Raw genomic sequence first — 9,009 nt, 5'->3', positions numbered from 1 at the left:
CTAACACCGGGAAGCAGCCGATCAATGTCAGGCATAACGCAACCCATGCCCAGGTGTCGCTGTCGTCTTCATTAATTTTTTTGCAGTTAGCCACCAGATCGCGGATATCGCAGAGCTGATCCACAAACGGGATCATGGAAATCACCGTCCCCGTGACGACCTGTCCGGTGGTTTGTCCGGTATTGAAATCTCCCTGCAGGATTTCCCAAATCCATTGCCCTGCGGCCTCAATTTTTCTTTGCCCGCTGCAGACCCAGCTGTCAGGCGGCGGGGTGAAAAATGCCAGCGCCTTTTCGAAATCGTCATCCATTGGTGATTGTCCCTGTTATTTCGTTAAAAGGCTGTCCGTTGCCGCATCAAGTGAGGTGTAGCGTTCCCAGTCCGGATCCGGTAAGGGTTCGGGCAAAACGTATTCCACACTGGCTGATTCAAACGGCACATTTTTATGCAATGCATATCCCTGTTCATCAAGCTTGCCAGCCAGTACCGAACCGCTTTCGAATATGATGCGGTAATCCGCGTTGGCTATGGCATTTGAGTCTTCATCCCTGAAATCCAGCGCCAGGTCGAACTTCCCGCCCCCCGGAAGATAGGGCATTTTCAGTCGCACAGGGTTCGCCACCGTCAGCACCGTATGCGGCGTTTTCCTGAAATATTCACCGGCCGTGCCGTACTCAATTTTGCCGTCCTGCAGGATGAGATAGCTGCCGCCGCCAATCAGCGTGATGCGCTTTTTCGCGCTGAACAGGATGTCGCCGTCCACCGCCGTGATGCTCACTTTTTTGCCCGCCGCAAGCGCCAGCTGGTTGTTCTGCGCCTGAACGTCGACCTTGCCCTCGCTGGCCTTCAGGCTCATTTCACCCTTCAGGGCAAAGATGCCCATTTCCTCACCAGTGTTGACGGTCAGGTTCTTAATCACCCCGATATCCGCATTGTTACCGGCGTTCAGTATCATGTTTTGGGTCGCCGCCAGTTGCATATGCTCGCCGCTGGTCAGCGCCATGCCTTGTGGCGCGCTGGCCAGCACCACCTGATTTATCGGCTTCAGCCGTTCGCTGAACATCGCGATTTGCGCCGCGATGTCGGCCTCCAGCGCGCTGGCTTCGGCGGCGGCCTGGCTGAGGGCCTTTACCTGACGCTGCAGGTAGTCGATTTCAGCCATCGCCGCGCTGTTATCCAGCACCTGACCCTGACCCTGCGGCTGTGCGTCCGCGCTGAGAAAGACACCCTTACCGCCGCGCAGGACGCCGTGTTCGTCGGTGCGCAGCTCGAAACCTTCGCCGCGCGGCGCGTTTTGCGCATCGACGATATGCCCGCTATTCAGCTGGGTTTTGCCGTATTCGGTGGCGAGTTTGATGTGCTCCTCACCGCGCCGGTCCTCCATCCGCAGCTTGTTATTTGACGGGGTGCGCAGAACGTTGCGGGTGTGGTTAAGTCCGGTCACGTGGTCGGGATGTTCAGAGTCGTGCAGCGCGGCGGCGATATACGGCCGGTCAGGGTCGCCGCCGTCAAAGGCAATCGCCACTTCGGTGCCGTCGGTCAGCGGCATATGCCAGCCGTAGCCGTCGCCGCCGTAGGGTTTGGCGAGGCGCACCCACAGGTACGCATAACCGGCATCGGCCGACGCGCGGTCGCCGTCAATCCGTACGCGGTAACAATATTATTGACATCGTCCGGAGCCCCGACTTTACACAAGGCAGGGAACTGGGAAATCAGCTGATAAGCGGGCAGTGTTGAGCGCACTGACAGGTAGAAGTCCGCGTCTTCACGCAGGCGACTGTCATTAAGAGGCGCTTTCCACTGCTGGCCATTGATCTTGTGCATTTCCAGCGAGATAACGCGCGAGGGAAGGCTGGCTTCCAGTAGCTCCCCGATCAGGTCAAGTAAAGGCGGGAAAACGGTCTCTGGGGACGCATGGTCGTAAGCCGGTATCGCTTCGATATCATGTTCCAGGGAAAACGTCAGCAGACTCCCCGCCAGTTTCGATAATTCAAACCAGACTTGTTCAGGGTGTCGCGCCGGATTTTTAACCAGTTCAGATAATGCCGAAACGTGCGTATTGAGGGCATTAAGCAGCCAGAACAGTGATACATCTGCGACGGCAAAATCGGCCATACGCTGATTGCTCTCACGGCGCATGCCCATCAGGCGGCGGCGTTTAGCCTGTAATTGTGTGAGAATTTGTTCCATGTCCAATACCAGCCCGTGATGAGCGGACATTGCCAGCAACGGAGGAATAAACGTATTGTCATTTCTCCAGCCGCCTTGACCGTCGCGAACCAGACGTAATACAGGACAGATCAGGTATTCCTCGTTCTGTTCTATGTCAAAACGCAGAGACAAGGCATAACGGGCCACCGCCATGGACTCTTCTTCCTGACCGAATGCATCCTGAACCTTCACCCATTCCTGACGATAACGAAGCGGGCGATCCCCTGCGTTGTCAGTGAGTTGCACGTTGCTGCTGTTTGCCTGCAATAACGGCATCGCCAGCATCACCGTAAGCTCATTGACTTGTGCCGGAATATCCTGAGATAAATCCCGGGCAGGGGGGAGAAGATCGCTGCTCCCGGTATCTATCAGAGAACCGTCAGGCAGACGCACGGTCAGCTGTAGTGCTTGCAGGCGTCTGACACTCAGCAAGCCTTCATCAAACTCAGCTGTGGCTACGCCCCAGGGATTAACAACGGACAGGTGGGCAACACATTGATTACTATGTGCTTCCCATAAAGCCTGCTGCTGGAACTGCTGAGGGGACAGCAATGCCCCCTCACTCCATAGTGGTCGATAAATTTTCATTACCACTCCGGCCTCTTACGCTTTCGCTTTAGGCATCTGAGAAACCAGTGACAGATTCACGTCCATCCCTTCCACCTGGAAGTGCGGTACGGCGTACAGTTTCACGCGGAAGAAGCCCGGGTTGTCTTCGATATCTTCGACGGTCACTTTGGCGTCACGCAGCGGGTGAGAGGCTTGCAGGTCGTCGCCCGGGTCAGTCATTTCAGTGACCAGCGTACGGATCCAGGTGTTCAGTTCCAGTTCCAGCAGACGACGGTCTTTGGTGGTGCCGATATTTTCCCGCTGAATCAGCTTCAGGTAGTGTGCGATGCGTGAAAGCAGGAAGATGTACGGCAGGCGTGCATTGATGCGGCTGTTTGCAGTGGCATTGGCAGTATCGTACAGCGCCGGTTTCTGCGCAGAGTTCGCGGAGAAGAAGCAGGAGTAATCGCGGTTTTTGTAGTAAGACAGCGGGATAAAGCCCAGATTGGCAAATTCAAATTCGCGGGTTTCCGGGATCATCACTTCTGACGGGATTTTCACCTGATTGCCGGTGCCGAGATCGTACAGATGGATCGGCAGATCAGTCACTGCACCGCCCGCCTGTGGGCCACGGATTTGCACACACCAGCCATTTTTGATGAAGCTTTTCACCATGTTGGCCGCAAAGGCGAACGCCGCGTTTGTCCACAGATATTTCTCGTGATCCGGACCTTTCACTTCTTCAACGTAGTTGAAGCTGCGAACAGGAACGGTATCCGGACCATACGGCAGGCGACCGAGTACGCGCGGCATGGTCAGACCGATATAGCGGGAATCGTCAGAATCGCGGAAGGATTTCCACTTGATGTATTCCGCACGGTCAAAGTAGTTGCCGATATCTTTAATCGCCGCCACTTCTTCCATGGAATCTTTCAGGAAGAATTTAGGGCCGACCGCACCGACGAATGGCATATGCGCAGCGGCAGATACTTTAGAAATGTTACGCAGCAGGGCGACATCTTGCGCCGACGCGTCAAACTCGTAGTTGGAAATCACAGAACCGATTGGCTCGCCGCCCGGAGTGTCATATTCCTGAATGTAGGTATGGCGGTACAGGCCGCTCTGGATGATCTCAGGACAATCTTCGAAGTCCTGACGGAGGTCGTCTTTAGACACATCCAGCAGTTCAATTTTTACGTTCTGGCGGAAATCAGTACGATCAACCAGGAACTTCAGACCACGCCAGCCGGATTCAATACGCTGAAATTCCGGGTGATGCATGACCACATCCAACTGACGGCTGATCTGGCTGTCGAGTTCGGCGATATGATGATCGAGCAGGGTTTTGTCCAGACGTTCAACCGTCTGACCGGACAGCTTCAGGCGCTCAAGGAAGACCTGTACAGCGGCAGTGACACGCTGATCAGCGGTGACATCGGCCAGCGCAGACGTATCCTGAAAATCGTTCAGATCACCCAGTGAGGACACAGGCGTCAGGTTGATTTTATCAAACAGGGAAGCGTATACCGTACCGGCTTCAGGGCGATCCAGAACCGTTGTCTGGCTGGAAGAAGAGTTTTCAGTGTTGACTGACATGAGCATTATCTCGCATTAATCCATTAAGTGGAGGCAATTACGCCTTTGGCGCCAGGGCATTAAGTTCAGTGCGCAGTTCATTGCTCAGCGCAGGATCTTTTAGAATGGCTTCGAGCTCTTTACGGAAGGTGACGTTGTCGAGCAGATTGGATTTGAGGTCACGTAATAAGTTACGCATTGCCAGCATCGCGCGCAGTTGGGGGATCTGACGGGCAACCTGTTCTGGCTCAAAATCTTTCATTTCATTGAAATTTAGAGAGATATTTTCTTCGCTGCGATCACCTGTTAGCGTATTTTCCACGGTCAGGTTCAGTGAAGGGCTGAATTCAGCCAGTACGCTGTTAAAGTTATTCTTATTAATGTTAACTTTTTCGCGTTCAGATAACGGACGGTTCTCTTTTCCATTACTGTAATCACCCATTACCATCAATTTTAATGGTAATTCGACTTTCTTCTGTGCGCCGCCAGTGTGTAGATCAAGTTTTATGTTAACGCGCGCTTTCGGAATTTCATTCTGGAAGCTATTAGACATGCTTATCCCTTACTTATAGAGTGATAAACGCTGCCAATGATTCTTAAAATATGATATTGGCAACCCTGCCAAAACTACATCCTTTTCCGAGGAAAACTTCGGAATAATTCAGGGTCACAAGCGATTCAAAATATTTATGAGAAACATTTCGCAGTGTGTTTTGAATTTTTCTGAAAATAATATTGCAGGTAAATACCTGTGGTGACATTTTAGGTAAATATTACGCAGCATTGACATTTAAATGGTGTAACAAAACATTTCTATTGGTGCGGCGTGACACACTCGCTTATGTTCATTGATATATAGGAGTTTTATCCAAACTTGCAGCAGGCCTTATAGAATGCGGGTGTGACTTAAGTAAAATTTTATGAGGGTATGCAGATTCAAGTGAAAAGTGACAAAAAATAAATTAACTATTCTTTTAAATTGCTTCATTAAAACCATTCAACTTAACTCAGTATCGTATTTAATTCATAATCATTTCTCTATAAAAAACAATAATAGTATTCACGGTGATAATGTTTACAATTAATTTTCAAAAAAAGTTTCATGAAAATTTTTTCATTTTTAGTGGGGTTAGTTGTATTAATAACGATAAGCAGGGGGGTAAGTATCCTGCATGAGGTCATATTTATATCTTTAATGTAAGTGTTGACAATAATTTTTTGGAAAACACTCAGATTACTCACAGGTGTTTTGACTGCAGTAAACGTCTTTAAAACATGTTCGGAAATTTCTCCTACGGTCGATCATCGTGCCACAAATTGCAGATAGTGCGCTGGAAATATTAAATATTTGAACAGGAATGCCGATAAACAGATTCCCGCTTTATTTTGAGAATCTCCCGATGTCGCTTAAAAAGTCGTCTTTACTTGTTCTTGTTATTCTTTTCGCACTCTTTTTCACCAGTATGCTTTCGAATGTTTGGCTGCTCACCCGGAGTAATCATTCACTGGATGATGTGAACAAGGAAATCCGTGTGGTGCTTTCTATTATCGACCCCATTAACCACAGCCGAACCTCGCGTGTTCGCGTGATGGAATATATGAAAGAAATTGAAAATGGAGACGGTCAGCAGTCAAAATCTGCTCTGGACGGAGTCACTGAGGTCATCGGTAAAGCCGATGCGGCGTTTCAGACGTATCTTGATGTGCCGAAATTGCCTGGTGAAAGTGAACTGGCCGATGAATACCGCAATACGTACCAGGACTATCGCCAGAACGGTATCCAGCCCTTGATTGACGCTGCAAAGTCCGGTGATCAGGCAGCGTTCAAAGCCCGGATCCCTGCGGTGGTGAAACTCGATCGTCAGTATGAAATCGTGTTGGATAAAGTGTTGGCCCTCCATGAACAGTACGCAAAAAATCTTAATAATGTTGCACAAAGTCATTTCAAATTTGGTATCGGTTTGACGGTCGGTTTTGGTTTGTTATTTCTGATCATCATTATCAGTGTTCTGGTGTTAATGAAGCGCTTTGTTCTGCTACCGCTGCTGAGTTCTCGCGATCACTGCCGTCAGATTGCTGAAGGTTATCTCGATACGCCAGTACCGGTGAAGGCCAAATCCCGCAGTGAGATTGAAGAGTTGATGCAGTCGATAGAACATATGCGTCAGTCGCTGACCAGAATTATAAGGCAGGTACGCGACACCAGCCATACCGTGGCGCATGCATCGCAGGAAATCTCCGCAGGTAATATTGATCTGGCTTCCCGCACTGAACAACAGGCCGCAGCGCTGACACAAACCGCCGCCAGCATGGAAGAACTTGGTGCGACGGTAAAACAAAATACCGAAAATGTCTCCCGGGCAAGCAGTCTGACACGTGAAGCTGTCCAAAACGCGCGCGCAGGCGAGAAAGTCGCTCAGGACGTGATTGGTACGATGGGACGTATTAACAGCAGTTCGAAAAAAATCGAAGATATTACAGGTGTGATCAATAGTATCGCTTTTCAGACAAACATTCTGGCGCTCAATGCCGCTGTTGAAGCGGCACGCGCGGGTGAGCAGGGGCGTGGATTTGCAGTGGTGGCCAGTGAAGTGCGCAGTCTGGCGCAGCGCAGCGCCATGGCAGCAAAAGAAATCGAAAGTCTGATTTCTGAATCGGTGGCGAATATTCGCGAAGGGTCGGATGAGGTCTCACGCACTGGCGATTCCATTTCAGCGATCATTTCCTCTGTCACTCAGATTAATATATTAATGGAACATATCTCGATAGCCTCTGATGAACAAAGCCGCGGGATTAGCCAGATTGAACAGGCGGTGACAGAAATTGATGGCGTGACGCAACAAAACGCAGCGCTGGTTCAGGAATCGGCTGCCGCAGCGGCCTCGCTGGAAGAACAGGTTCTTCATCTGACCCGCTCAGTATCAGCGTTCAGACTGGCAACAGTGTAATCAGATCGTTGTAATGACATAGCTTATTGAAATAGATGCGGTGATTAGCCGCCTCTATTTTACTGAATAACGTTACCGGAACACCCCCACGGCTTCAACCAGACGGTCGGCCTGTTGCTTCAGACCTGAAGAAGCATTGGCACCTTCCTGAACCTGAATGGAATTTTGATGTGTGATGCGGTCCAGTTCTTCAATGGCTTTGGCAATATCCAGTAATCCCTGATTTTGTTCGCCAGTGGCGCTTCGGATTTGCCCGATGAGTGACGTCACATTTCGCACCTGAGAGACGATGTCGGCCATCGTTTTCCCTGCCTGATCAACCTGCTTCGATCCCGACACTACCGTTTCCACACTGCTGTCGATCAGGCGTTTAATTTCGCTGGCTGCGCTAGCGCTTCGTTGTGCCAGGCTGCGCACTTCTCCGGCAACCACGGCGAAGCCTTTGCCTTGTTCACCCGCGCGAGCCGCTTCAACTGCGGCATTGAGCGCCAGAATGTTCGTCTGGAAAGCGATGCCATCAATAACATTGGTGATGGTGGCAATTTGTCGCGAACTGCCGGTGATTTCCTGCATAGTGCCGACAACTTCCTGCATAGCATTGCTGCCTTTTTCTGCCGCCGCACTTGCTATCAGTGAAAGTTTGTCGGCTTCGGCTGCCGTCTGTGTGTTGCTTTCAACTGTCGTGCTCATCTCATTCATTGCTGCAGCAGTTTGTCCAACGTTAGCGGCAGTTTGTTCAGTACGTTGACTCAGGGCTTCATTACCATTCGCCAGTGACTCACTGGCCGTGCGGACTTTGTGCGCCTGGTCGTTGACATCATCCACCATCCAACGGCAAATCAATCCGAGCTGGCCAACAGATCGTAACGTCATACCAATTTCATCGACCCGCTCCATTGGCGTGATCGTATGACTCGCGCCGCTGGCAACGCGCAAGGTCTGACTGCAAAGCTGTTCGACCGGGCGGGTAATCTGCCATTCCATCCAGAAATTCAGCAACAGAATGAAAAATGCATTGAGTGCCAATGCGGTATTCATCTGTATCACGGGCAGGGCAGTCAGCGCAGAAATGACGAGTGAGTTAAGGACGAGTAAAACCAGCAAACCGCTGCGGATCCGCCAGCGCACAGAAAGCGTTTTTAAAATAGAAAAACTGCGGGTAATGCCGGTACGGATCAACAATCCCCGATGCAAGCGGCGGTTGTTCAGTTCACCGCGATTCATTTTGTCATAAAGCGCCTGGGTTGCATTAATCTCTGCAGTAGTCGGTTTGGTGCGGACAGAAAGGTAACCTTTGGTTTTACCGCCACGAATGATCGGTACGACGTTGGCACGTACCCAATAATGATCGCCATTGCTGCGGCGGTTTTTCACCAGTGCTGTCCAGGGGAAACCCTGTTGTAATGTAGCCCACATATCTTTGAATGCCGAAGGAGGCATATCGGGATGGCGCACAACATTGTGAGGCTGCCCGATAATATCTTCACTGGCAAAACCGCTAACTTCTATAAATGCATCGTTGGCGTAGGTAATACGGCTTTCGGCATCTGTCGTTGACATCAATGTTGCGTCGTCAGGGTATTGATATTCCCGTTGTGATATTGGCTGATTATTGCGCATAGTGACATTTCCATGGCCAGACTGCGGTTTAAGTGAGATTAAGGATCCTTAACTATTAACATTTCGGCATAAGCAAAATTTTCTTTAGGGAAACATGACGTTATTT

Annotated in this window: 5 protein-coding genes and 2 pseudogenes; 1 reads left to right on the top strand and 6 read right to left on the bottom strand. The window is 50.4% G+C overall.

The window, feature by feature from the left end; genetic code table 11:
• From LC431_RS08075 to tssB, 5 genes and pseudogenes are all read right to left on the bottom strand, one after another.
• Positions 1–310 (bottom strand): annotated as a pseudogene (locus tag LC431_RS08075) (hypothetical protein); the annotation flags it as partial.
• A gap of 15 nt (positions 311–325) precedes the next feature.
• Positions 326–1,654, bottom strand: a pseudogene (locus LC431_RS08070) (DUF2345 domain-containing protein); the annotation flags it as partial.
• Complete coding sequence (gene tssK, locus LC431_RS08065) at positions 1,540–2,799, bottom strand: type VI secretion system baseplate subunit TssK (RefSeq protein WP_223509653.1); 1,260 nt, start codon at positions 2,797–2,799, stop codon at positions 1,540–1,542. The pseudogene LC431_RS08070 and the gene tssK, both read right to left, overlap by 115 nt.
• Before the next feature lie 15 nt (positions 2,800–2,814).
• On the bottom strand, positions 2,815–4,362 hold the full coding sequence (gene tssC, locus LC431_RS08060) for a type VI secretion system contractile sheath large subunit (protein WP_134705435.1): 1,548 nt from the start codon (positions 4,360–4,362) through the stop codon (positions 2,815–2,817).
• Positions 4,363–4,393: 31 nt separating this feature from the next.
• Positions 4,394–4,888, bottom strand: a complete 495-nt coding sequence (gene tssB / locus LC431_RS08055) for a type VI secretion system contractile sheath small subunit (protein ID WP_013577825.1) — start codon at positions 4,886–4,888, stop codon at positions 4,394–4,396.
• Positions 4,889–5,735: 847 nt separating this feature from the next.
• On the opposite strand from tssB, the gene LC431_RS08050 reads away from it, so the two are divergent.
• A complete protein-coding gene (locus tag LC431_RS08050; RefSeq protein WP_013577824.1) occupies positions 5,736–7,283 on the top strand; it encodes a methyl-accepting chemotaxis protein in 1,548 nt (515 codons plus the stop codon).
• 72 nt (positions 7,284–7,355) lie between these two features.
• Here LC431_RS08050 and LC431_RS08045 read toward each other — a convergent pair whose 3' ends face one another.
• Positions 7,356–8,903: a PAS domain-containing methyl-accepting chemotaxis protein gene (locus LC431_RS08045; protein ID WP_013577823.1), complete on the bottom strand. Its 1,548-nt coding sequence runs from the start codon at positions 8,901–8,903 to the stop codon at positions 7,356–7,358.
• Positions 8,904–9,009 lie beyond the last annotated feature (106 nt).

The sequence above is a fragment of the Rahnella sp. GSA61A genome, assembly GCF_019969905.1.
Lineage (GTDB): Bacteria > Pseudomonadota > Gammaproteobacteria > Enterobacterales > Enterobacteriaceae > Rahnella > Rahnella aceris.
This window is presented reverse-complemented; position numbering and strand designations above follow the sequence as displayed.